This window comes from Pseudomonas sp. HOU2, assembly GCF_040729435.1.
GTDB lineage: Bacteria > Pseudomonadota > Gammaproteobacteria > Pseudomonadales > Pseudomonadaceae > Aquipseudomonas.
The window spans coordinates 4,496,864-4,517,157 of sequence record NZ_CP160398.1; the positions used below are offsets into that span (position 1 = coordinate 4,496,864).

General features: G+C 61.2%; 22 protein-coding genes. 13 read left to right on the plus strand and 9 right to left on the minus strand.

What is annotated here, in order from left to right:
- Positions 1 to 36: 36 nt before the first annotated feature.
- The 5 genes from ABV589_RS20215 to ABV589_RS20235 all read right to left on the minus strand — a co-directional run bounded on the left by ABV589_RS20215 (position 37) and on the right by ABV589_RS20235 (position 4,510).
- Positions 37 to 1,059, minus strand: coding sequence for an SIS domain-containing protein (locus tag ABV589_RS20215; protein ID WP_367083245.1), 1,023 nt, complete (start codon positions 1,057 to 1,059; stop codon positions 37 to 39).
- Positions 1,040 to 2,146, minus strand: a complete 1,107-nt coding sequence (gene nagA, locus ABV589_RS20220; RefSeq protein WP_007967811.1) for an N-acetylglucosamine-6-phosphate deacetylase — start codon at positions 2,144 to 2,146, stop codon at positions 1,040 to 1,042. Before nagA ends, ABV589_RS20215 begins: the two co-directional genes overlap by 20 nt.
- A 24-nt stretch (positions 2,147 to 2,170) precedes the next feature.
- Positions 2,171 to 2,911, minus strand: a complete 741-nt coding sequence (locus ABV589_RS20225; protein ID WP_367083247.1) for a GntR family transcriptional regulator — start codon at positions 2,909 to 2,911, stop codon at positions 2,171 to 2,173.
- Positions 2,912 to 3,359: 448 nt separating this feature from the next.
- Positions 3,360 to 3,875 (minus strand): L,D-transpeptidase family protein, encoded by a 516-nt coding sequence (locus tag ABV589_RS20230; protein WP_027610965.1) that lies wholly within the window; start codon positions 3,873 to 3,875, stop codon positions 3,360 to 3,362.
- Positions 3,876 to 3,958: 83 nt separating this feature from the next.
- A complete protein-coding gene (locus tag ABV589_RS20235) occupies positions 3,959 to 4,510 on the minus strand; it encodes an NUDIX hydrolase (RefSeq protein ID WP_098967373.1) in 552 nt (183 codons plus the stop codon).
- A 146-nt stretch (positions 4,511 to 4,656) separates the two neighbouring features.
- Here ABV589_RS20235 and ABV589_RS20240 point away from each other — a divergent pair, with 146 nt between their 5' ends.
- The 5 genes from ABV589_RS20240 to purT all read left to right on the plus strand — a co-directional run bounded on the left by ABV589_RS20240 (position 4,657) and on the right by purT (position 8,009).
- Positions 4,657 to 5,256 carry a CoA pyrophosphatase gene (locus tag ABV589_RS20240; RefSeq protein ID WP_007967803.1) on the plus strand — a complete coding sequence of 200 codons (600 nt, stop codon included), beginning with the start codon at positions 4,657 to 4,659 and terminating at the stop codon, positions 5,254 to 5,256.
- A gap of 47 nt (positions 5,257 to 5,303) precedes the next feature.
- Positions 5,304 to 5,828, plus strand: a complete 525-nt coding sequence (locus ABV589_RS20245) for a gamma carbonic anhydrase family protein (RefSeq protein ID WP_367083250.1) — start codon at positions 5,304 to 5,306, stop codon at positions 5,826 to 5,828.
- Positions 5,825 to 6,034, plus strand: a complete 210-nt coding sequence (locus tag ABV589_RS20250) for a DUF1289 domain-containing protein (RefSeq protein WP_007967801.1) — start codon at positions 5,825 to 5,827, stop codon at positions 6,032 to 6,034. The genes ABV589_RS20245 and ABV589_RS20250 overlap by 4 nt, the downstream gene beginning before the upstream one ends.
- 226 nt (positions 6,035 to 6,260) lie before the next feature.
- Entirely contained in the window at positions 6,261 to 6,728 is a 468-nt protein-coding gene (locus ABV589_RS20255; protein ID WP_367083252.1) for a preQ0 transporter, read from the plus strand.
- A 99-nt stretch (positions 6,729 to 6,827) separates the two neighbouring features.
- Positions 6,828 to 8,009 carry a formate-dependent phosphoribosylglycinamide formyltransferase gene (gene purT / locus ABV589_RS20260; protein WP_003221968.1) on the plus strand — a complete coding sequence of 394 codons (1,182 nt, stop codon included), beginning with the start codon at positions 6,828 to 6,830 and terminating at the stop codon, positions 8,007 to 8,009.
- Positions 8,010 to 8,123: 114 nt separating this feature from the next.
- Here the strand turns inward: purT and ABV589_RS20265 are convergent, their stop codons facing one another.
- The 3 genes from ABV589_RS20265 to ccsA form a co-directional block, all read right to left on the minus strand.
- Entirely contained in the window at positions 8,124 to 9,440 is a 1,317-nt protein-coding gene (locus ABV589_RS20265) for an MFS transporter (protein ID WP_047292737.1), read from the minus strand.
- A 362-nt stretch (positions 9,441 to 9,802) separates the two neighbouring features.
- Positions 9,803 to 11,035 (minus strand): transporter associated domain-containing protein, encoded by a 1,233-nt coding sequence (locus ABV589_RS20270; protein WP_367083253.1) that lies wholly within the window; start codon positions 11,033 to 11,035, stop codon positions 9,803 to 9,805.
- 12 nt (positions 11,036 to 11,047) lie between these two features.
- Positions 11,048 to 11,860 carry a cytochrome c biogenesis protein CcsA gene (gene ccsA / locus ABV589_RS20275; RefSeq protein WP_027610969.1) on the minus strand — a complete coding sequence of 271 codons (813 nt, stop codon included), beginning with the start codon at positions 11,858 to 11,860 and terminating at the stop codon, positions 11,048 to 11,050.
- 195 nt (positions 11,861 to 12,055) lie between these two features.
- Between ccsA and ffh the strand changes: the two genes are divergently transcribed.
- From ffh to ABV589_RS20305, 6 genes are all read left to right on the plus strand, one after another.
- Positions 12,056 to 13,432 (plus strand): signal recognition particle protein, encoded by a 1,377-nt coding sequence (ffh, locus tag ABV589_RS20280; RefSeq protein WP_003221977.1) that lies wholly within the window; start codon positions 12,056 to 12,058, stop codon positions 13,430 to 13,432.
- Between the two features lie 261 nt (positions 13,433 to 13,693).
- Positions 13,694 to 13,945, plus strand: a complete 252-nt coding sequence (rpsP, locus tag ABV589_RS20285; protein ID WP_003185073.1) for a 30S ribosomal protein S16 — start codon at positions 13,694 to 13,696, stop codon at positions 13,943 to 13,945.
- A 5-nt stretch (positions 13,946 to 13,950) separates the two neighbouring features.
- Positions 13,951 to 14,487, plus strand: a complete 537-nt coding sequence (rimM, locus tag ABV589_RS20290; RefSeq protein WP_047292745.1) for a ribosome maturation factor RimM — start codon at positions 13,951 to 13,953, stop codon at positions 14,485 to 14,487.
- Between the two features lie 3 nt (positions 14,488 to 14,490).
- Entirely contained in the window at positions 14,491 to 15,243 is a 753-nt protein-coding gene (gene trmD, locus ABV589_RS20295) for a tRNA (guanosine(37)-N1)-methyltransferase TrmD (RefSeq protein ID WP_003221981.1), read from the plus strand.
- A 45-nt stretch (positions 15,244 to 15,288) separates the two neighbouring features.
- Entirely contained in the window at positions 15,289 to 15,639 is a 351-nt protein-coding gene (gene rplS / locus ABV589_RS20300) for a 50S ribosomal protein L19 (protein WP_003175895.1), read from the plus strand.
- Between the two features lie 148 nt (positions 15,640 to 15,787).
- Positions 15,788 to 16,201 carry an acyl-CoA thioesterase gene (locus ABV589_RS20305; protein ID WP_367083256.1) on the plus strand — a complete coding sequence of 138 codons (414 nt, stop codon included), beginning with the start codon at positions 15,788 to 15,790 and terminating at the stop codon, positions 16,199 to 16,201.
- A 118-nt stretch (positions 16,202 to 16,319) separates the two neighbouring features.
- Here the strand turns inward: ABV589_RS20305 and ABV589_RS20310 are convergent, their stop codons facing one another.
- Positions 16,320 to 18,128, minus strand: a complete 1,809-nt coding sequence (locus tag ABV589_RS20310) for a sodium:proton antiporter (RefSeq protein ID WP_367083257.1) — start codon at positions 18,126 to 18,128, stop codon at positions 16,320 to 16,322.
- Positions 18,129 to 18,236: 108 nt separating this feature from the next.
- On the opposite strand from ABV589_RS20310, the gene xerD reads away from it, so the two are divergent.
- The gene (gene xerD, locus ABV589_RS20315; protein WP_096795208.1) at positions 18,237 to 19,133 is read left to right on the plus strand and encodes a site-specific tyrosine recombinase XerD; all 897 of its coding nucleotides are present in this window, start codon (positions 18,237 to 18,239) and stop codon (positions 19,131 to 19,133) included.
- Positions 19,134 to 19,432: 299 nt separating this feature from the next.
- Positions 19,433 to 20,164 (plus strand): bifunctional protein-disulfide isomerase/oxidoreductase DsbC, encoded by a 732-nt coding sequence (dsbC, locus tag ABV589_RS20320; protein WP_007967782.1) that lies wholly within the window; start codon positions 19,433 to 19,435, stop codon positions 20,162 to 20,164.
- The last annotated feature ends 130 nt before the right edge of the window (positions 20,165 to 20,294 follow it).

Sequence of the window (20,294 nt, forward strand, 5' to 3'; positions counted from 1 at the left end):
CGTCCGTCGACAGGGTTGTGCATCGTTCAGCAGTGGTTAGTGTGTACGGGTCACTTTGCTCAGGTGGCGCGGCTGGTCCGGATCCATGCCGCGGGCCACGGCCAGGCCGGCGGCCATCACGTAGAAACTCTGGATCGCCAGAATCGGATCGAGGGCCGGGTGTTCGGCGCGGCTCAGGGTCAGGTCGCGTTCGAGGATGTCGTCCGGCGCGGCCAGCAACACGCGAGCGCCGCGTTGACGCATCTCTGCCGCAAGACTGATCAGGCCGGCCTGTTCGGCACCGCGTGGAGCGAACACCAGCAGCGGGTAGTGTTCGTCGATCAGCGCCATCGGGCCGTGACGGACTTCGGCACTGCTGAACGCTTCGGCCTGAATGGCCGAGGTTTCCTTGAATTTCAGCGCGGCTTCCTGGGCGATGGCAAAACCGGCGCCACGGCCAATGACCATCAGCCGTTCGCAATCACGCAAGGCGTCGATGGCCGCGCTCCAGTCCTGTTTCGCTGCTTCGCGCAGGCCTTCGGGCAAGGCGTTGTGCGCCTCCAACAGTTCGTTGTCCTCTTTCCAGTGCGCGATCAGGCGGGCGCTGGCGCTGAGGGTGGCGATGAAACTCTTGGTCGCGGCGACGCTGCTTTCGGTGCCGGCGAGCAGCGGCAGGCTGAATTCACACGCGGCTTCCAATGGCGAATCGGCGGCGTTGACCATCGACACACTCAGTGCTCCACGCTTGCGCAACAGGCGCAGGCTGTTGACCAGATCCGGACTTTGCCCCGATTGCGAGAACGCGAACGCCACCTGACCGCTGACCTTCAACGGCGCCTGCTGCATGGTCACCACCGACATCGGCAACGACGCCACCGGCACACCCAGTTGCTGCATGGTCAGGTAGGCGAAGTAGCTCGCCGCGTGGTCGGAACTGCCGCGCGCGACGGTCATCGCCACTTGCGGCGGCTGCCGGCGCAGACGCCCGGCGATCTCGATCATTTGCGGGTCGAGCTGTTGCAGTTGGGCTTGCACGGCCTCGAACGAGGACAGCGCCTCTTCAAGCATTTTTGAAGTCAATGTCTTCTCCTTCGACCATGACGGCGGTCAGTGTGAGTGAGCGATCCAGCCGCACGCAGTCGGCCCAGGCCCCCGGTTGCAGGCGCCCGCGTTCAGTGATGCCGAGGTAGTCGGCGGGAAATTGCGACAGGCGCTGCGAGGCCTCGGCGATCGGCAGTCCGATCTTCACCAGATTGCGCAGGGCCTGATCCATGGTCAGGGTGCTGCCGGCCAGCGTGCCGTCGGGCAGGCGCACGCCGCCCAGGCATTTGGTCACGGTGTGGCTGCCGAGCTTGTATTCACCGTCGGGCATGCCGGCGGCGGCGGTCGAATCGGTGACGCAATACAGGCACGGGATCGAACGCAGCGCCACGCGGATCGCGCCGGGGTGCACGTGCAGCAAGTCCGGGATCAGTTCGGCGAACTTGGCGTGTGCCAGCGCGGCGCCGACGATCCCAGGCTCGCGGTGATGCAGCGGGCTCATGGCGTTGTACAAATGGGTGAAGCTGGTGGCGCCGGCGTCGAGGGCGGCGACGCCTTCCTCGTAGCTGCCGAGGGTGTGGCCGATCTGCATGCGGATGCCGCGGCTGCTCAGTTCACGAATCAAGCCGTCGTGGCCGGCGATTTCCGGGGCGATGGTGATCACCCGGATCGGCGCCAGCGCGAGGTATTCCTCGACCTCGGCCATCAACGCGGTATGGGCGAAATTCGGTTGCGCGCCGAGTTTGCCGGGGTTGATGTACGGGCCTTCGAGGTGTACGCCGAGTACTCGGGCGGTGCCGTGCGGACGCTGTTCGCAGAATTCGCCGACCTCTTTCAGCACGCTGGAGATCTCGGCACTCGGCGCGGTCATGGTGGTGGCCAGCAGCGAAGTGGTGCCGAAGCGCACGTGGGTTTTGGTGATGGTTTCGAAGGCGCTGGCGCCTTCCATGATGTCTTTGCCGCCACCGCCGTGGACGTGCAGGTCGATGAATCCCGGCAGCAGGTAGGGCAGGTCATTGTCAGCCGGGTCGCAGGGCACGCCTTCGATCGACACGACTTTGCCGTGTTCGTGGATCAGCCGGCCGCGAACCCAGCCGCTGGCGGTAAGGATGTTGTCTTCGGACATTTCGGTTCTCGCTTATGGCTGCTCTTAACGACGCAGCTCTGCAACAAAGTCGTAGTAGTCGTTGCGGCAATAGGTGTCGGTGACTTCGATCGGCGTGTTGTCTTCCAGGTAGCCGACCCGGGTCATCAGCAGCATGGCGGTGCCGGGGGCGATGCCGACCAGCGCGGCGAACTCGTCCGAGGCGTTGATCGCTTGAATGTGCTGCAGGGCGCGGACGATCGGTTTGCCGATGCCGTCGAGGTATTCGTAGAGCGAATCGCCGACCAGGTGCGGCTTGGGCATGATCGAGGCGGGCAGGGTGCTCATCTCGATGGCCATCACCGTGTCGTCGGCCTTGCGCAGGCGTTTCATGCGCGCGACCTTGTCGTTCGGCGACAGGCTCAGGCGGATCAGTTCTTCGTGGGTCGGCAGGGTGACTTCGCGCTCCAGCCACTGCGAGCTGGGCACGAAACCCTTGAGGCGGAGCATTTCGCTGAAGCCCGAGAGGCGTGACAGCGGTTGTTCCAGACGGGGTGTGATGAAGGTGCCGGAACCTTGCAAACGGCGGATCAGACCTTGATCGAGCAGCACTTCCAGTGCCTTGCGTGCGGTGACTCGGGAGATGCCGAGTTGCTCGCTGAGGTTGCGCTCGGACGGCATTGCCTGCTCGGCCTTCCACTGCCCGGAATGGATCGCCGATTCCAGATTGCGCGCCAGCTGCAGGTACAGCGGCGTCGGCTGGGAGTCATCTGGGCGTAGGGCCTGGAGGTCGTTCATGTAGGTCATTTCCGACGCGAGTATAGGATTGTTGTGGCTCGCTTGTGGGGCGGAAATTAATACCACTTGAATACCATGTCAACGCGGGGAATTGACGTGCAGCCCAATGAAATGGCGGGTTTCGGGGGTTGTGGTTTGAAGTGGTATTAGCGGTGGGCTTTAAAGAACAAAAGATCGCAGCCTGCGGCAGCTCCTACAGTGGGAAGTGGTATCAACCCTGTAGGCGCTGCCGCAGGCTGCGATCTTTTGATTTATTTTTTCGAGAGCGACCAAAGGTAGCGGTAGTGCTCATATCTGTGGCGAGGGAGCTTGCTCCCGCTGGGCTGCGAAGCGGCCCCAAACCCTATCTCCGCTAACTGTCTGACATACCGCGCGTTCAGCTTTTACGACTGCTGCGCAGCCGAGCGGGACGGTGCGTCGATTCGACAAGCTCCCTCGCCACAGGTTTTCGGTCAGCCTAAGGGCGAATCTCGATCATCGTGCCGTCCGGCACCAGACCCCAGACTTCACGCATGTCCATGTTGCGCATGGCGATGCAGCCGTCGGTCCAGTCCAGAGTGTGGAACAGGTCTTCGGGAGTTTCTTCCGAATCCGGGGTGCCGTGGATCATGATCATCCCGCCAGGCTCGACGCCTTCGCGGCGGGCGCGGGCCGAATCGCTGATGTTCGGGTAGGAGATGTGCATCGCCAGGTTGAATTTTTCACTGACCTTGCGCCAGTCGATCCAGTAGAAACCTTCCGGCGTGCGTTTGTCGCCTTCAATCAGTTTCGGCCCCTTTTTCGCACCCTTGCCCAGCGAGATGCGATAGGTCTTGATCGGTTTGCCGTCGGCAATCAGCTGCAACTGATGCGCCGATTTGAGCACCAGGATTTTTTCGATCATCGGGGTATTCGACGGCGTCACGGTGGTCACGAAGGAGGCTTGTGAGACCGTGACGAATGACAGGCAAAACAGGGCAAGCAACCAGCGCATTGAAACGATTCCCCAAGAGTGACGCAATGTTAAGTGTAGGAGCTGCCGCAGGCTGCGATCTTTTGATCTTTGATTTTTTTGAGTCAGCTGATGGCAGGCTGGACCAACGGCGGAATCGATTCCGAACGAACCGGATACGCCTCGACCCGTCGATCCGCGAAGAAGCATTCTAAGGTACGCCCCACGGTGCGGAAAGCCAGCTCGTCCCACGGGATGTCGGCTTCGTCGAATAGTTGCACTTCCAGGCTTTCGGGGCCGGCGGCAAAGTCCAGATCCGCCAGTTCGGCGCGAAAGAACACGTGCACCTGACTGATGTGCGGCACATCGATCAGCGTATAGATGCTCAGATTGCGCACTCGGGCGCAGGCTTCCTCCGCGGTTTCGCGGATGGCGGCCTGCTCGATGGTCTCGCCGTTTTCCATGAAACCGGCAGGCAGCGTCCAGTAACCGAGGCGTGGCTCGATGGCACGGCGGCAGAGCAACACTTGGCTGCCCCAGGTCGCGACGCAACCGGCGACGATATTGGGGTTTTGATAGTGAATGGTCTGACAGCTGTCGCAGACAAATCGCAGCCGCGAGTCGCCTTCGGGAATGCGCTGGGTCACCGGGTTGCCGCACTGGCTGCAAAATTTCATGCTGGGGTTCCTGAATGCTGCGCCTATCTTGGCGTGCAGCGGTGCCGGTCGGCAAGTTGTCGTTTCGCGACATGGCCCGGCGAGGGGCTTGGGCGGCTGCAATGATTGGTGCATGATGCAGGGTAAGGCACAGATCGAGAACACTCATGCTGGACGAGCTACTGCATAGGGTAAGCAACCACACACCGCGCACGCTGGAGACCGATAAACGTTTCCCCGAGGCCGCTGTCCTGGTGCCGATCACCCGCAGTGACGAGCCCGAGCTGGTGCTGACCCTGCGCGCCAGCGGCCTCTCGACCCATGGCGGCGAGGTGGCCTTCCCCGGCGGACGCCGTGACCCGGAAGACCCCGATCTGATCTTCACCGCTCTGCGCGAAGCCGAGGAAGAAATCGGCCTGCCACCGGGGCTGGTCGAGGTCATCGGCCCGCTCAGCCCGCTGATCTCCCTGCATGGCATCAAGGTCACGCCCTATGTCGGGGTGATCCCGGACTTTGTCGAGTACCAGGCCAACGATGCCGAGATCGCTGCGGTATTCAACGTGCCGCTGGAATTCTTCCGCAAAGACCCGCGCGAACACACGCATCGCATCGACTACCAAGGCCGTAGCTGGTACGTGCCGAGTTATCGTTACGGCGAATTCAAGATCTGGGGTCTGACCGCTATCATGATCGTCGAGCTGATCAATCTGCTCTATGACGAACAGATCAGCCTGCACCACCCCCCTAAAAGCTATATCAATACCTGAAGCCATCGCTCGAATGGCCCGTCATCGTGAGCCCTGAGGAAAACAAGATGAAATACCGCCTGGGCGACGCCCGCGTCGAAACCCATCCACAGAGCTGGGTCGCGCCCAATGCCGTGCTGGTGGGCAAGGTCAGACTGGAGGAGGGCGCCAACGTCTGGTTCAACGCCGTATTGCGCGGCGACAACGAACTGATCCTGATCGGCAAGAACAGCAACGTCCAGGACGGCACGGTGATGCACACCGACATGGGCTATCCGCTGACCATCGGCACCGGCGTGACCATCGGTCACAACGCCATGCTGCATGGCTGCACCGTCGGCGACTACAGCCTGATCGGCATCAACGCGGTGATCCTCAACGGGGCGAAAATCGGCAAGAACTGCATCATCGGCGCCAATTCGCTGATCGGCGAAGGCAAGGAGATCCCCGATGGCTCGCTGGTCATGGGCTCGCCGGGCAAAGTCGTGCGTGAATTGACTGAGCCGCAGAAGAAGATGCTTGAGGCCAGTGCTGCGCACTATGTGCATAACTCGCAGCGTTATGCGCGTGATCTGGTCGAGCAGGAACAATGAACACGCCCGAGAGACCGGTTGCCTCGCCGTGTGTGAATATCTGCGCACTGGATGAGGACGATATTTGCACCGGCTGCCAGCGCACGGTCGCCGAGATAACGCGCTGGGGGCGGATGACCAATGACGAGCGGCGGGTGGTGCTGGGGTTGTGTCATGAACGGGCGAAGGCCAGTGGGTTGGTGTGGATGATCCCGGCCAAGCGCTGATGGATCGGCTGAACAGCTTTTGTGGCGAGGGAGCTTGCTCCCGCTGGGCTGCGCAGCAGACCTCGCTTTTCAACATCAAGAGAGGGGCCGCCTCGCGCCCCAGCGGGAGCAAGCTCCCTCGCCACAGATAAGTCGCTTGGCTCGACGGTTGTATACAGTTCGCTTGCCGACTTGGCCGAACTCTCCTCCTCAAGTAACCTGTGCGCCAATCTGACAGGTCGCCACCATGATTTTCCTCATCGCCTACATCAGCAGCGTCGTGCTGATCAACTTCGCTTTCTCCACCGCGCCACATCTGGACATCATCTGGTCGGCCTGGGGCGGGTTGGTGTTCGTGTTGCGCGACATGGTGCAAACCCGTTTCGGTCACGTTGCACTGGTGGCGATGCTGGCGGCGCTGGTGCTGTCTTACGTCACATCCGATCCGTCGATCGCCCTGGCTAGCGCCACGGCGTTCGCAGTGTCGGAAATCATCGACTGGCTGGTGTTCAGCGTCACCAAACGACCGTTGCGCGATCGTCTGTGGATCAGCTCGGCGCTGAGCATTCCCCTCGATACCTTCATCTTTTTCGGCATGATCGACCTGATGACGCCACCGGTGATCATCACCGCACTGGTCTCGAAGTTTGCCGGCGTCACTGCCGTCTGGCTGATCATGGCCTGGCGCGAGCGCAAACAGGCTGTCGCGAGCTGAGCCAAACCCTGCGGTTCATGTAAAATGCCGCGCTTTCTCCCCATGGAAAGCGCGTCTGGCGTTGCTTTCCTCGATGATCCGCTTCTTTGAGGACCTGAGATGACCCGTATCGGAACTCCATTGTCGCCAACCGCGACCCGCGTATTGCTGTGTGGCTGTGGTGAGTTGGGCAAGGAAGTGGTGATCGAGCTGCAACGCCTGGGCGTTGAAGTGATTGCCGTCGACCGTTACGCCAACGCGCCGGCCATGCAGGTTGCGCACCGCAGCCACGTGATCAACATGCTCGACGGCGCCGCGCTGCGTGCAGTCATCGAAGCCGAGAAGCCGCACTTCATCGTGCCGGAAATCGAAGCCATCGCCACCGCCACGCTGGTCGAGCTGGAAGCCGAAGGCTTCACCGTGATCCCGACCGCGCGCGCCGCGCAACTGACCATGAACCGCGAAGGCATCCGCCGTCTGGCCGCTGAAGAGCTGGACCTGCCAACCTCGCCGTACCACTTTGCCGACACCTTCGAGGACTACAGCAAAGCCGTTCAGGACCTGGGCTTCCCGTGCGTGGTCAAGCCAGTCATGAGCTCGTCGGGCAAAGGCCAGAGCCTGCTGCGCAGCGCCGATGACGTGCAGAAAGCCTGGGATTACGCGCAAGAGGGCGGTCGCGCCGGCAAAGGTCGGGTGATCATCGAAGGCTTCATCGATTTCGACTACGAAATCACCTTGCTGACCGTGCGCCACATCGGCGGCACCACGTTCTGCGCACCGGTCGGCCACCGTCAGGAGAAGGGCGACTATCAGGAATCCTGGCAGCCGCAGGCCATGAGCCCGATTGCTCTGGCTGAGTCCGAGCGCGTGGCCAAAGCCGTGACCGAGGCTCTGGGTGGTCGTGGTCTGTTCGGCGTGGAATTGTTCATCAAAGGCGATCAGGTGTGGTTCAGCGAAGTCTCGCCGCGCCCGCACGACACTGGTCTGGTGACCCTGATTTCCCAGGACCTGTCGCAGTTCGCCTTGCACGCGCGCGCCATTCTCGGTCTGCCGGTGCCGCTGATCCGTCAGTTCGGCCCTTCGGCTTCGGCAGTGATTCTGGTGGAAGGGCAGTCGACCCAGACTGCGTTCGCCAACCTTGGTGCTGCGCTGAGCGAGCCGGATACGGCACTGCGTCTGTTCGGCAAGCCTGAAGTCAACGGTCAGCGCCGGATGGGCGTGGCGTTGGCGCGGGATGAGTCGATTGAGGCTGCGCGTGCCAAGGCGACCCGGGCGGCTCAGGCTGTTGTCGTAGAACTCTAAACCGAGTCGCGACCATCGCGGGCAAGCCCGCTCCCACAGATTTTTTGGTTGAGCACAAAATTTGTGATCAACAGAGAACCCTGTGGGAGCGGGCTTGCCCGCGATAGCGATCTATCAGGCAACCTGATTCAGATCGTTATTGCGCGTTTCCTTCAGGCACAGCACCGCGATCAAGCTAAGCACCGCTGCCGCCGACACATACCCGCCGACATAACTCAAACCACCCATCGCCACCAGTTTCTGCGCGAAGAACGGAGCCGCCGAGGCGCCGACGATGCCACCGAGGTTGTAAGCGGCCGATGCGCCGGTATAGCGCACGTGGGTCGGAAACAGTTCCGGCAGCAGCGCGCCCATCGGGGCAAACGTCACACCCATCAGGAACAGCTCGATGCACAGGAACAGCGCCACGCCCCAGGTCGAACCTTGCGTCAGCAACGGCTCCATCAGGAACCCGGACAGAATTGCCAGCACGCCACCGACGATCAGCACCGGCTTGCGCCCGTAGCGGTCGCTGGCCCAGGCGGACAACGGCGTTGCGGCGGCCATGAACAGCACGGCAAAACACAGCAGTCCAAGGAACGTCTCACGGCTGTAGCCGAGGGTGGACACGCCGTAGCTCAGGGAAAAAACCGTCGAGATGTAGAACAGCGCATAGCACACCACCATCGCCGCCGCGCCGAGCAGGGTGGGCGCCCAGTACTGGCTGAACAGCTCGACCAACGGCACCTTCACTCGCTCCTGACGGGCGATGGCGTTGGCGAATACCGGGGTTTCGTGGAGTTTCAAGCGCACATACAGGCCGACCATCACCAGCACCGCGCTGAGCAGAAACGGAATCCGCCAGCCCCAGCTGCGGAACTGCTCGTCGTTGAGGGTCATGGCCAGGGTCAGGAACAGGCCGTTGGCCGCGAGAAACCCAATCGACGGGCCAAGCTGCGGAAACATGCCGAACCACGCTCGTTTGCCCTTGGGCGCATTCTCCGTGGCCAGCAACGCCGCGCCACCCCATTCGCCGCCCAGGCCCAGCCCCTGACCAAAGCGTAATACGCACAATAGAATCGGTGCCCAGGCGCCAATGCTGTCGTAACCCGGCAGCACGCCGATCAGCGTGGTGCACACGCCCATCAGCAACAGCGAGGCGACCAGCGTCGATTTGCGCCCGATGCGATCACCAAAGTGGCCGAACAATGCCGAGCCCAGCGGGCGGGCGAGGAAGGCGATGCCGAAGGTGAGAAATGCCGAGAGCATCTGCGCAGTGCCGGACGTCTGCGGAAAGAACACCGGCCCGATCACCAGTGCGGCGGCCGTGGCGTAAACGTAGAAGTCGTAGAACTCGATGGCGGTGCCGATGAAACTCGCCGTTGCCACGCGGGTGGCGGAGTTGGTCGGCTGGGCAGGCGCGGTGGCGCTGTAAGCGGTACTGGTCGTCATGCGGTGATCCCTGACAGTCATGGCTCCGTTGGAGCGAATTATTATGGTCGAGCACCCAGGGATGTGGGATGAGGCGCGAGCGCTGTTTCGAGTAGGAACAGTCGCCGGGGTAGTGCGGAAAATGGCCGAAACCGCCTTAGTGCGGGGTAAGCACAGGGCTCGGCATCGCTTGGGTAAGCGGCTCGATTATAGGAAGGGGGCTAACGAATGAACAAGAGCAAAGATCGCTGCTGTCGGGCTTTCTGTGGCGAGGGAGCTTGCTCCCGCTCGGGCGCGCAGCGGCCGCATGAATCTGTGGGTAAATCAAAAGCCAGGGCTGCTTCGCAACCCAGCGGGAGCAAGCTCCCTCGCCACAAAAGCGCTTAAACCTTGGCGGGCACCGCGCTCGTATGCCAGATCAGCACCTTGCTCACCCGGTTGTCCTCGGTCTCGAGAATCTCCAGCCGATAACGCCCGATCTTCAAACACACCGCGCTGTCCGGAATGGTCTCCAGCGCCTCGGTCACCAGACCGTTGAGGGTTTTCGGCCCGTCGCTCGGCAAATGCCAGCCCAGGCATTTGTTCAGCTCGCGGATCGACGCAGTGCCGTCGATCACCATGCGCCCGTCTGGCTGCGGATGGATGTGCGGGTTGTCGAGGCTGTGCTCGCTTTCGAATTCGCCGACGATTTCTTCGAGAATGTCTTCCAGGGTGACGATGCCCAGCACTTCGCCGTACTCGTCCACCACCATGCCCAAGCGGCGTTGCTGCTTGTGGAAATTCAGCAGTTGCAGTTGCAGCGGCGTGCTTTCCGGGACGAAGTACGGTTCGTAGCTGGCGGCCAGCAACGCTTCGCGGGTCAGTTGGCCATCGTTGAGCAGGTGGCGGATCTGCCGGGTGTTGAGCACCGCTTCGACCTGGTTGATGTCGCTGTGGAACACCGGCAGGCGTGTGCGTTTGTTCTGGCGCAGTTGTTCGATGATCGCTTCGATCGAGTCGTCGAGGTTGATGCCGTCGACATCGCTGCGTGGCACCAGAATGTCATTGACCGTGATGTTGTCCAGCGCATGGATTCCTGAGACCGGGTGGGTGCGAGACGGGTGTTCCGGATCGTTATCAGGGTCGGCAGGTTCTTCGTCTTCACTTTGCTGCACCACCTGGGGTTTGCGCGCGAAGGGACGCAGCAGCAGACCGCTGATGCGACTCAGCAGCCAGGCCAGCGGGTAAAGGATCTTCAGCGGAACGGCCAGCAGGGTATTGCCGAACGACAGTACTGCATCCGGATAGCGTTGGGCCACGGTGCGCGGAAAGTAGTCGGCAAACACCAGCAACACGGCACCGGCGCCGAGGCAGGCGGCCCACGGGCCGTTTTCTTCGCAAAGGAAGATTGCCAGCAGTGTGGCAATGACCACCGCGAGGGCGCGGCACAGGGTGTTGCACAGGATCAGACTGTCGAGCGGGAAGCTCAGCTTCGCCAGCGGCTTATCGCTGGCGCGCGAGGCGGTGCGTTGCGCCAGCAAGTGCTGCTGCGCGATTTCGACGGCGGTAAACAGCCCCGACCATAAGATCAGCAGGACAAATACCGCGAGCATCGGCCCTATGGGCAAACCGTCCATTTATGCCGCCCGTCAGATGTGCAGGATATATTCACGAACCAGTTTGCTGCCGAAATACGCCAACATCAGCAGGCAGAAACCGGCGAGGGTCCAGCGAATCGCCTTGTGGCCACGCCAGCCGAGGCGATTGCGGCCCCACAGCAGCACGCTGAACACGATCCAGGCCAGGCACGCCAGCAGGGTCTTGTGCACCAGATGCTGGGCGAACAGGTTCTCGACGAACAGCCAACCGGAGATCAGCGACAGCGACAGCAGCGTCCAGCCGGCCCAGAGGAAGCCGAACAACAGGCTTTCCATGGTTTGCAGCGGCGGGAAGTTCTTGATCAGACCCGAAGGGTGCTTGTGCTTGAGCTGGTGATCCTGCACCAGCAGCAGCAAGGCCTGGAACACCGCGATGGTGAACATGCCGTAGGCGAGGATCGACAGCAGGATGTGGGCGAGGATGCCCGGCTCTTCGTCGATGATCTGTACCGTGCCGGCCGGGGCGAACTGCGCCAGCAGCACCGTCGCCGCGCCGAGCGGGAACAGCAGCACCAGCAGGTTTTCCACCGGGATCCGCGAGCAGGCCAGCAGTGTCAGGGCGATGACGGCCGCGGCGATCAGGCTGGCGGCGCTGAAGAAGTCCAGGCCCAGGCCGATCGGCGTCAGCAGGTGAGTGAGCAGGCTGGCGCTGTGGGCCAGCACGGCGAGGATGCCGAGCGTAACCAGCAGGCGCTTGTTCGCCTTGGCGCCGGAGGCCAGGCGGGTGCCCTGATAAAGGGTCGCAGCGGCATAAAGAAGCGCGGCGGCGATGGTAGTCAGCAAACTGGGTGACAAGGGGAGCATAAATCCTGTTAGGCAAGCCCGAAAGGCGCTGAGTTTGGCATAGAACCGCCACACCACGAAAGTGCGAGGTGTCCGCCCGACGCAGTCTTCGCTATAATCCGCGACCTGCCCACGCCGCAGGCTCGCCGAGCACATGTTGAATCCGGTCTGGGCCGCCATTATCCCGGTCTACACAGGGCCTGAAAGGATCGCGCAATGTTTGAAAACTTAACCGACCGTCTCTCGCAGACGCTGCGCCATGTCACCGGCAAGGCCAAGCTGACTGAAGACAATATCAAAGACACCCTGCGCGAAGTGCGCATGGCGTTGCTCGAAGCCGACGTCGCCCTGCCGGTGGTCAAGGACTTCGTCAATTCGGTCAAGGAGCGCGCTGTCGGCACCGAGGTGTCGCGCAGCCTGACGCCGGGCCAGGCATTCGTGAAGATCGTCCAGGCCGAACTCGAAAGCCTGATGGGTGCGGCCAACGAAGACTTGAACCTGAGCGCCGTGCCGCCCGCCGTCATTCTGATGGCCGGTCTGCAGGGTGCGGGTAAAACCACCACCGCCGGCAAACTCGCGCGCTTCCTTAAAGAGCGCAAGAAGAAGTCGGTGATGGTCGTGTCGGCGGACATCTACCGTCCGGCTGCGATCAAACAGCTGGAAACCCTGGCCAACGACATCGGCGTGACGTTCTTTCCGTCCGATCTGAGCCAGAAGCCGGTCGACATCGCGACTGCTGCTATTAAAGAAGCAAAACTGAAATTCATCGACGTGGTCATCGTCGACACCGCCGGCCGTCTGCACATCGACGAAGAGATGATGGGCGAGATCAAGGCGCTGCACGCCGCGATCAACCCGGTGGAAACCCTGTTCGTGGTCGACGCCATGACCGGTCAGGACGCCGCCAACACGGCCAAGGCCTTCGGTGATGCGCTGCCGCTGACCGGGGTGATCCTGACCAAAGTCGACGGCGATGCCCGTGGCGGTGCCGCACTGTCGGTACGCGCAATCACCGGCAAGCCGATCAAGTTCATCGGTATGGGCGAGAAGAGCGAAGCGCTCGATCCGTTCCACCCTGAGCGTATCGCTTCGCGGATCCTCGGCATGGGCGACGTGCTCAGCCTGATCGAACAGGCTGAAGCGACCCTCGACAAGGACAAGGCCGACAAGCTGGCCAAGAAGCTGAAGAAGGGCAAGGGCTTCGACCTCGAAGACTTCCGCGATCAGCTGCAACAGATGAAGAACATGGGCGGCCTCGGCGGCCTCATGGACAAGCTGCCGAGCATCGGCGGCGTCAATCTGTCGCAGATGGGCAATGCCCAGAACGCCGCAGAGAAGCAGTTCAAGCAGATGGAAGCCATCATCAACTCCATGACCCCGGCCGAGCGCCGCGACCCTGAGCTGATCAGCGGTTCGCGCAAGCGCCGGATCGCCATGGGTTCCGGCACTCAGGTGCAGGACATCGGTCGCTTGATCAAGCAGCACAAGCAGATGCAGAAGATGATGAAGAAGTTCACCGCCAAAGGCGGAATGGCGAAAATGATGCGCGGCATGGGCGGTATGTTGCCCGGCGGCGGCATGCCGAAAATGTGATTCAGGACACCATGACTTCGCCGGTCGTCGCACCGGCGCAGACCCTGCAAGGACGCAGGATCAACAGCAAACCCGCACTCGGCGGGAGCTGACTGGCCGTTTTCATCGACGGCTCTATATGCAAATCCGCACGGCATGCCATAGGCGCCGGAAAAAGTCATTTGCAAAAGTCCGGATATTCCTTAGAATATGCGGCCTTTCGGGCACCCATGCCCGCTGTGCATTTAGATTTGCAGCACCGACTACAGGAACGATGTTCACATGCTAACAATCCGTCTTGCCCTTGGCGGCTCCAAAAAGCGCCCGTTTTACCACCTGACCGTAACCGACTCGCGTAACCCGCGTGACGGCTCCCACAAAGAACAGGTTGGCTTCTTCAACCCTGTTGCCCGTGGTCAGGAAATCCGTCTGTCCGTGAACCAAGAGCGCGTAGCCTACTGGCTGAGCGTTGGTGCACAGCCATCTGAGCGTGTTGCTCAGTTGCTGAAGGAATCTGCCAAGGCTGCAGCCTGAGCAGTATGAGCGCGACGCCAGAAAAAGCTGATGACCTGATCGTTGTCGGCAAGATTTTTTCGGTTCACGGCGTTCGCGGCGAGGTGAAGGTCTTTTCCTTTACCGATCCGATTGAAAACCTGTTGGACTACCGCAACTGGACGCTTCGGCGCGAAGGCGTGGTGAAACAGGTCGAGCTGGTCAGCGGCCGATCCACTCAAAAGGATCTGGTTGCCAAGCTCAAAGGCCTCGACGATCGCGATGAAGCCCGTCTTCTGAGCGGTTACGAGATTTGCATCTCGCGAAGCCTTTTGCCCAACCTGACAGGCGACGAGTACTACTGGTACCAGTTGCAGGGTCTGAGCGTCATCAACCAGGACGAGCAATTGTTCGGCAAGGTTGATCACCTGTTGGAGACCGGCGCGAACGATGTATTGGTGGTCAAGCCCTGCGCGGGCAGCCTGGATGATCGTGAGCGGTTGTTGCCCTATACAGAGCAATGCGTGCTGACAATCGATCTGGATGCAGGCGTGATGCGGGTGGAATGGGACGCGGACTTCTAAGCAATGGCCAGCCTGCGCGTAGACGTCATAACGTTGTTCCCCGAGATGTTCTCGGCCATCAGTGAGTACGGCATTACCAGTCGTGCGGTCAAACAGGGGCTGTTGCAGTTGACCTGTTGGAATCCGCGGGATTACACGACGGATCGGCATCACACTGTGGACGATCGCCCGTTTGGCGGTGGTCCGGGCATGGTGATGAAGATCAAGCCCCTGGAAGATGCTCTGGTTCAGGCCAAGGCAGCAGCCGGGGAGGCGGCGAAGGTGATTTACCTGTCCCCCCAAGGCCGTCAACTGACTCAGTCGGCGGTACGCGAGTTGGCAAAATCGGATGCATTGATCCTGATTGCCGGCCGCTATGAAGGCATTGACGAGCGCTTTATTGAGGCTCATGTCGATGAAGAGTGGTCGATTGGTGACTATGTACTGTCTGGCGGCGAGCTGCCGGCCATGGTCATGATCGATGCGGTTACACGACTGCTGCCCGGAGCTTTAGGGCATGCGGATTCCGCTGAGGAAGATTCCTTTACGGATGGTCTGCTGGATTGCCCGCACTACACCCGACCTGAGGTGTATGCGGATCAGCGTGTTCCCGACGTGTTGCTGAGTGGCAATCACGCGCATATCCGGCGTTGGCGTTTACAGCAGTCCCTTGGTCGGACCTATGAACGACGCGCCGATCTTCTGGAAAGCCGCTCGCTTTCTGGAGAAGAGAAGAAGCTGCTCGAGGAATACATCCGCGAGCGGGACGATAGTTAACAACGTATCGATGGTAGATCAGTTGATTTACCTTAGGAGCACAGCATGACCAACAAAATCATCCTTGCACTCGAAGCAGAGCAGATGACCAAAGAAATCCCTACCTTTGCCCCGGGCGACACCATTGTCGTTCAGGTGAAAGTGAAGGAAGGCGATCGTTCCCGTCTGCAAGCGTTCGAAGGCGTTGTAATCGCCAAGCGCAACCGCGGCGTGAACAGTGCGTTCACCGTTCGTAAAATCTCCAACGGTGTTGGCGTAGAACGTACTTTCCAGACCTACTCCCCGCAGATCGACAGCATGGCTGTCAAACGTCGCGGTGACGTACGTAAAGCCAAGCTGTACTACCTGCGCGACCTGTCGGGTAAAGCAGCTCGCATCAAGGAAAAACTGGCTTAAGCCCAGCTTCCGATGCAGAAAAAAGCAGCCTACGGGCTGCTTTTTTGTTGCCTGCAATTTAACCCGTCCCCCTGTAGGAGCTGCCGAAGGCTGCGATCTTTTGATCTTGCTTTGTATTCGGAAGCCCGCGATTTACGAGCAATAACCCATGACCACCCGCGACCAGGAAATCCAGCGCCGCACCGAACTCTCGGTAACCCGCGTAACCAAAGCCGTCTTCCCGCCGACCACCAACCACCACAACACCCTGTTCGGCGGCACCGCCCTGGCATGGATGGACGAAGTGTCGTTCATCACCGCCACCCGCTTCTGCCGTTTGCCGCTGGTAACGGTGTCCACCGATCGCATCGACTTCAATCACGCGATCCCGGCTGGTTCCATCGTCGAGTTGGTCGGCGAAGTGATCAAGGTCGGCAACACCAGCCTCAAGGTCGAGGTGGAAGTGTTCGTGGAAAGCATGAGCTGTGATGGGCGTGAGAAAGCGATTCATGGGCAGTTCAGCTTTGTCGCCATCGACGATGACAAGCGGCCGGTGCCGGTGCTGCCTGGGTTTCCTGCCTGATCCGGCACCGAGTCGCGCCATTCGCGAGCAGGCTCGCTCCCACAGGTTTTGTGTCGGACACAATTGTGTGTTCACCCCCGATCACTGTGGGAGCGAGCTTGCTCGCGAATGCGTCAGCTCAGGCGCTGCTGCTCTCAGGCTGAATCAACGCCAACAGCGTCCACCCGGATCCCGGTTTCAAAGCCGTCTCCGGCGTCACCACATGCACCCAGCCACTGTCGTCACGCATGAACAGCAAGGTCGCCCGATTGCCATGCAGTGCCTGGTAATCTTCCCAGCCAAAACCGTCCGTCAGCGTCGTACTGTACAACTCGGCGCCATTGCTGATCAGGCTGGCCAGCTTGGCATAGGTCAGCGCCTCGCTCCCCAGCTGATTGCCGCGATGCTCAAGACTCGCCCGGTGCTTGTCACTGCGACGACTTTCCTGACCGCTGGCCAGGCCAAACAGCCGTTGATGACCGAAGTCATGGCGAAAACGCATGGCCGCCAAAGTGTTCAGCTCGCCTGAAGGCGACAGCGCGAGCAAGTGACCCAAACCCACCAGATCCAGATGCGCATCGGCATGCTGCGAAGCCGGATTGCCAAAATACGTCGGCAAACCTTCCATGCGCGCCGCACGAATATTTTCCCAACTCGAATCGGTCAGCAGCACTCGACTGCCCAGTTGCTGCAACGATTTGCCCAGCAGACGCGCCGGGCCGTTGGCGCCGACGATCAGGAAGCCGCTCGGCGCCGGTTCGGCGACGTTCAGCAAGCGTGCCAGTGGCCGAGCGGTTGCGCTTTGCAGCACCACGGTGCCGATGATCACGGCGAAGGTCAGTGGCACCAGCAGCAGCGCACCTTCGTGCCCGGCTTGATCCAGGCGAATCGCGAAAATCGCCGACACCGCCGCCGCCACGATCCCGCGCGGGGCGATCCAGCAAAGCAGGGCGCGTTCACGCCAGCTCAGGCTGGAGCCGGCCGTGCTCAACAACACGTTCAGCGGGCGCGCGATCAACTGAATCACCAGCAACAGAATCAGCACCAACGGCCCGAGACCGATCAAGGCATGCAGGTCCAGCCGCGCCGCCAGCAGAATGAACAGTCCGGAAATCAGCAGCACGCTGAGGTTTTCCTTGAAGTGCAGGATGTGCCGCACATCCACGCCCTTCATGTTCGCCAGCCACATGCCCATTAGCGTCACCGCCAGCAGGCCGGACTCGTGCATCACCTGATTGGACGCAATGAAAATCCCCAGCACCGCCGCCAGCGAGGCGAGGTTGTGCAGGTATTCCGGCAACCACTGACGCCGGATGACGGTGCCCAGCACCCAGCCGCCGACCACCCCGAACACGCTGCCGCAAACAATCACGCCGCCGAAGGTCAGCAGACTCTGTTCGAGGCCGTTGCCCTCGGCGCGGGCAATGATGAAGCTGTAGACCACCACCGCGAGCAGGGCGCCGATCGGGTCAATGACGATGCCTTCCCAGCGCAGAATGTTGGCGATCGAGGCTTTCGGTCGCACCACCCGCAGCATCGGCACGATCACCGTCGGCCCGGTCACCAGCGTCAGGCTGCCGAACAGGATCGCCAGCAGCCAGTCGAAGCCGAGCAAGAAGTGGGTTGCGACCGCGATCACTACCCATGTGGTGAGGGCACCGAGGGTCACCAGCCGGTGCACGACGCTGCCGATCTCGCGCCATTCCGACAGGTGCAGGGTCAGACTGCCTTCAAACAGGATCAACGCCACCGCCAGCGACACCAGCGGCATCAGCAGCGGGCCAAACATTTCCTGCGGGTCGAGCCAGCCGAGTACCGGTCCGGCGAGAATCCCGGTCAGCAACAGAAACAGAATCGCCGGCAGCTTCAGGCGCCACGCCAGCCACTGGCAACCCAGCGCAGCGACGCCGATCCCGCCAAATGCCAAGAGAATTTGCTGCTCGTTCATTGAAGCTCCCTGTTCCTTGAAATAGCGGGCTATGAAAGACTAGCGGCCATTCCTACAGTTCACTCTACATTTGCGCACAGCCCCGGAGGTTGTGTGTCTTGAGCGCCCATGCCTGCCATCGACCATCCGCTGATTGACCAATTCCTCGACGCCCTGTGGCTGGAAAAAGGCCTGTCTGACAACACCCGCGGCGCCTACCGCAGCGATCTGGCGCTGTTCAACGGCTGGCTGCAGGAGAAAAACCTCGAGCTGATCAATGCCGGTCGCGAGTTGATCCTTGATCACCTGTCCTGGCGTCTGGAGCAGAACTACAAACCGCGCTCCACGGCCCGATTTCTTTCCGGGGTGCGTGGCTTTTATCGCTACCTGCTGCGGGAAAAGCTGATCAGCGTCGATCCGACCTTGCGCGTCGACATGCCGCAACTGGGCCGGCCGTTACCCAAGTCGTTGTCGGAAGCCGACGTCGAAGCGCTGCTCAAGGCACCGGATCTGAGCGAAGCCATCGGCCAGCGTGACCGCGCCATGCTGGAAGTGCTGTACGCCTGCGGCCTGCGGGTGACCGAACTGGTGAGCCTGACCCTGGAGCAGGTCAACCTGCGTCAGGGCGTGCTGCGGGTGATGGGCAAGGGCAGCAAGGAGCGCTTGGTGCCGATGGGCGAAGAGGCGATTGTCTGGGTCGAGCGCTACATGCGCGATGGCCGCAGCGAGCTGCTCGGCGGACGCCCCAGCGATGTGCTGTTCCCCAGCCAGCGCGGCGAGCAGATGACCCGCCAGACCTTCTGGCACCGCATCAAGCATTGGGCCAAGGTCGCCGGGATCGGCAAATCGCTGTCGCCGCACACACTGCGTCACGCGTTTGCCACGCACCTGCTCAACCACGGTGCCGATCTGCGGGTGGTGCAGATGCTGCTCGGCCATAGTGACCTGTCGACCACACAGATTTACACCCATGTGGCCCGGGCACGTCTGCAGGACCTTCACGCCAAGCACCACCCAAGAGGCTGATGCAAAGTCAGCTTTTTGTGGCGAGGGAGCTTGCTCCCGCTGGGGTGCGAAGCGCCCCGAAATCTGTCAGTCGCGTCGATTGTGCAATATCTACGACTGCTGCGCAGCCGAGCGGGAGCAAGCTCCCTCGCCACAGGGAAATTCGAGTCATCCCCTGCAGTGAGTGTCTGGCGACAGGCGCATTCGGCCATGCGGGCCTTATGTGTTAGGCTTTGCCGGTTTGCACGATGGACGGTTATGACCCGGTGTTCCGGCACGGGCGTTCTGACCGTTTCATTTGTCCGCCTTCAGGAGTTCTCATGCGTCTGACCCAGATTTTCGCCGCCGCAGCCATTGCGTTGGTCAGCACCTTTGCCGTCGCCGATGACGCGGCCGACAAAGCCATTCGTCAAAGCCTGGAAAAACTCGAGCTCGAGGTTCCGGTAGAAAGCATCAGTGCCAGCCCGTTGCCGGGCATGTATGAAGTCAAGCTCAAGGGCAGCCGCGTGCTGTACGCCAGCGCCGACGGCCAGTACATCGTTCAGGGCTACCTGTTTCAGCTCAAGGACGGCAAACCGGTCAACCTGACCGAGAAGACCGAACGCCTGGGCATCTCCAAACTGATCAATGCCATTCCGGTGGCCGAAACCGTGGTTTACCCGGCCGTGGGCGAGACCAAATCGCACATCACCGTGTTCACCGACACCACCTGCCCGTACTGCCACAAGCTGCACGCCGAAGTGCCTGAGCTGAACAAGCGCGGCATCGAAGTGCGTTACGTGGCGTTCCCGCGTCAGGGCCTCGGCTCGCCGGGTGACGAACAACTGCAGGCCGTGTGGTGCTCGACCGACAAGAAAGCCGCCATGGACAAAATGGTCGATGGCAAAGAAATCAAGGCCGCCAAGTGCGCCAACCCGGTTTCCAAACAGTTCGCTTTGGGTCAGTCGATCGGCGTGAACGGCACACCGGCCATCGTTTTGGCCGACGGACAAGTCATTCCGGGCTACCAGCCGGCGCCACAAGTCGCCAAACTGGCGCTGGGCGCCAAGTAATTCGCATCGTCACGGTCAGCCTTTGACGATCATGGTCCGGCGGTAACTTCGCCGGGCCATTAATAGAGAGCCGCGAACACGCGGTTGTTTTCCGGCCGACCTTGCGTCGGCCGTTTCATGGGGAGTTCAC

Coding starts and splice junctions, on each gene's coding strand:
- ABV589_RS20240 (WP_007967803.1), top strand. CDS start 4,657: ATGCTGGACGAGCTACTGCATAGGGTAAGCAACCACACACCGCGCACG.
- purT (WP_003221968.1), top strand. CDS start 6,828: ATGACCCGTATCGGAACTCCATTGTCGCCAACCGCGACCCGCGTATTG.
- dsbC (WP_007967782.1), top strand. CDS start 19,433: ATGCGTCTGACCCAGATTTTCGCCGCCGCAGCCATTGCGTTGGTCAGC.
- nagA (WP_007967811.1), bottom strand. CDS start 2,146: ATGTCCGAAGACAACATCCTTACCGCCAGCGGCTGGGTTCGCGGCCGG.
- ABV589_RS20270 (WP_367083253.1), bottom strand. CDS start 11,035: ATGGACGGTTTGCCCATAGGGCCGATGCTCGCGGTATTTGTCCTGCTG.
- ccsA (WP_027610969.1), bottom strand. CDS start 11,860: ATGCTCCCCTTGTCACCCAGTTTGCTGACTACCATCGCCGCCGCGCTT.
- ABV589_RS20310 (WP_367083257.1), bottom strand. CDS start 18,128: ATGAACGAGCAGCAAATTCTCTTGGCATTTGGCGGGATCGGCGTCGCT.
- ABV589_RS20225 (WP_367083247.1), bottom strand. CDS start 2,911: ATGACCTACATGAACGACCTCCAGGCCCTACGCCCAGATGACTCCCAG.
- ABV589_RS20230 (WP_027610965.1), bottom strand. CDS start 3,875: ATGCGCTGGTTGCTTGCCCTGTTTTGCCTGTCATTCGTCACGGTCTCA.
- ABV589_RS20245 (WP_367083250.1), top strand. CDS start 5,304: ATGAAATACCGCCTGGGCGACGCCCGCGTCGAAACCCATCCACAGAGC.
- ffh (WP_003221977.1), top strand. CDS start 12,056: ATGTTTGAAAACTTAACCGACCGTCTCTCGCAGACGCTGCGCCATGTC.
- rpsP (WP_003185073.1), top strand. CDS start 13,694: ATGCTAACAATCCGTCTTGCCCTTGGCGGCTCCAAAAAGCGCCCGTTT.
- rplS (WP_003175895.1), top strand. CDS start 15,289: ATGACCAACAAAATCATCCTTGCACTCGAAGCAGAGCAGATGACCAAA.
- rimM (WP_047292745.1), top strand. CDS start 13,951: ATGAGCGCGACGCCAGAAAAAGCTGATGACCTGATCGTTGTCGGCAAG.
- xerD (WP_096795208.1), top strand. CDS start 18,237: ATGCCTGCCATCGACCATCCGCTGATTGACCAATTCCTCGACGCCCTG.
- ABV589_RS20255 (WP_367083252.1), top strand. CDS start 6,261: ATGATTTTCCTCATCGCCTACATCAGCAGCGTCGTGCTGATCAACTTC.
- ABV589_RS20265 (WP_047292737.1), bottom strand. CDS start 9,440: ATGACGACCAGTACCGCTTACAGCGCCACCGCGCCTGCCCAGCCGACC.
- ABV589_RS20235 (WP_098967373.1), bottom strand. CDS start 4,510: ATGAAATTTTGCAGCCAGTGCGGCAACCCGGTGACCCAGCGCATTCCC.
- ABV589_RS20305 (WP_367083256.1), top strand. CDS start 15,788: ATGACCACCCGCGACCAGGAAATCCAGCGCCGCACCGAACTCTCGGTA.
- ABV589_RS20250 (WP_007967801.1), top strand. CDS start 5,825: ATGAACACGCCCGAGAGACCGGTTGCCTCGCCGTGTGTGAATATCTGC.
- trmD (WP_003221981.1), top strand. CDS start 14,491: ATGGCCAGCCTGCGCGTAGACGTCATAACGTTGTTCCCCGAGATGTTC.